The 2,085-nt window shown below is 71.6% G+C and carries 1 protein-coding gene, 1 tRNA gene and 1 other RNA gene; 1 reads left to right on the forward strand and 2 read right to left on the reverse strand.

The features are described 5' to 3' along the window. Together ACWD3D_RS36430 and ffs are read right to left on the reverse strand one after the other, a co-directional pair. The coding region (locus ACWD3D_RS36430) for a DNA polymerase III subunit gamma and tau (RefSeq protein ID WP_451464941.1) at positions 1 to 1,443 on the reverse strand (1,443 nt) is incomplete at its 3' end. Positions 1,444 to 1,660: 217 nt separating this feature from the next. After that, positions 1,661 to 1,755, reverse strand: an RNA gene (ffs, locus tag ACWD3D_RS36435) — signal recognition particle sRNA small type. A gap of 143 nt (positions 1,756 to 1,898) precedes the next feature. On the opposite strand from ffs, the gene ACWD3D_RS36440 reads away from it, so the two are divergent. Next, positions 1,899 to 1,986 (forward strand) — tRNA-Ser (locus tag ACWD3D_RS36440). Positions 1,987 to 2,085: the final 99 nt, after the last annotated feature.

Consider the following 2,085-nt stretch of genomic DNA (forward strand, 5'->3'; position numbering starts at 1 on the left):
ACCGGCAGCGGCCGGTGTGGGCCAGGCACCGGGCCGCTGAGCGGCGGGCGGCACCTCGGCCGGAGGCTGCTGCCCGTACTCGGCGGACGGCGCGGGTGCCTGCGCCACCGGAGCTTCGTACGGTGCGGCGGCGGGCGCGGGCGGGTTGTACGGGGCCGCGGGTGCGGGCGGCATGGGCGGATGTGCCTCCAGCCCGGGCACGTACCCCACTCCGGGCGGGGCGGCCTGCACCGGTGCGGCCATGCCCGGGCCCGTCCCTGCCCCTGCTGCCCCTGCCGCGAAGGCGCCGCCGCGCTCCAGGCGGTCCAGCCGCGCCTGGAACGACCGCTCGTCGTCGAAGGCGGCGGGCAACAGCACCCGGGCGCAGATCAGCTCCACCTGGAGGCGCGGCGAGGTCGCGCCGCGCATCTCCGTCAGCCCCTGGTTGACGAGGTCGGCGGCGCGGCTCAGCTCGGCGGCGCCGAAGACGGACGCCTGGTCCGACATCCGCTCCACCACGTCGGCGGGGGCGTCGATGAGCCCCTTCTCCCCGGCGTCCGGCACGGCCGCCAGGATCACCAGGTCACGCAGCCGCTCCAGCAGGTCGGCGACGAACCGGCGCGGGTCGTTGCCGCCCTCGATCACCCGGTCCACGACCTCGAAGGCCGCGGCACCGTCGCCGGCCGCGAAGGCGTCCACCATCGAGTCGAGCAGCGACCCGTCCGTGTAGCCGAGCAGCGAGGTCGCCATGGCGTACGTCACGCCGTCGTCGCCCGCACCGGCCAGCAACTGGTCCATGACGGACATCGAGTCACGGACGGACCCGGCCCCGGCGCGTACGACGAGCGGCAGCACACCGTCCTCGACCGCGCTGTTCTCCTTGCCGCAGACCTCCGCGAGGTACGACCGCAGGGTCCCGGGCGGGACGAGCCGGAAGGGGTAGTGGTGCGTACGCGACCGGATCGTGCCGATGACCTTCTCGGGCTCGGTCGTCGCGAAAATGAACTTGAGGTGCTCCGGCGGCTCCTCGACCACCTTCAGCAGGGCGTTGAACCCTGCCGGGGTGACCATGTGCGCCTCGTCGATGATGTAGATCTTGTAGCGGCTGGAAGCCGGCCCGAAGAACGCCTTCTCGCGCAGGTCACGGGCGTCGTCCACGCCACCGTGCGAAGCCGCGTCGATCTCGATGACGTCGATCGAACCCGGGCCGTTGCGCGCCAGGTCCTGGCAGGACTGACACGTCCCGCACGGCGTCGGCGTCGGCCCCTGCTCACAGTTCAGGCAGCGGGCGAGAATGCGCGCGCTGGTCGTCTTTCCACAACCACGCGGCCCGCTGAACAGGTACGCGTGATTGACCCGGTTGTTACGCAGGGCCTGCTGGAGCGGGTCAGTGACATGCTCCTGACCGATGACCTCGGCGAACGACTCGGGGCGGTAGCGGCGGTACAGCGCAAGGGACGACACAGTTACGAGGTTATCGGGACGCGCCGACAACCGGCTCCGCATCGGCCCCCCACGACCGGGGACCCCGGTCACACCGGACCGCCGGCCAGTCGACGAGGCGTAGATCACACACCGGGGGGCGTTCGGCTCCCGGGAACCGAGCGGCCCACGGGGACACCCCGCCGTCGGCGACCCGAGGCCGCCCTCCCGGACGGCCGCCCGAAGGGGCCCGGAAAACACAAGGGCCCCCCACGCACCCGCCAGAGCCAACCTACCCTTGCTGCCTTCCGGCCCTGGGGGAGTTCAGTCAGATAGCGCCACGTGAGGGGCTGACGCCCACCTTAGCCGATCCCCACCCCTCCAGGTCCACCCACCCGGCCCCGGAGTCCCCCCGATCCGACCGCGCGGCCCCGTCCTGACGATCTCCCGGGGAACGTGTTCGCGAGCACCCCTCAACGTCTTGTATTGTTTGCGGCGGAGGATTCGCCTAGTGGCCTAGGGCGCACGCTTGGAAAGCGTGTTGGGGGCAACCCCTCACGAGTTCGAATCTCGTATCCTCCGCCATTGCTCTGGGTCGTCCGGCTCCGGCGGGTAACCATCGTCCAGGTCCCACGGGTTGACCGGGTTGCCCTGCCAACTGCCGTCCGGCATCGCCACGTAGAC

The sequence above is a fragment of the Streptomyces sp. NPDC002690 genome (assembly GCF_053592415.1).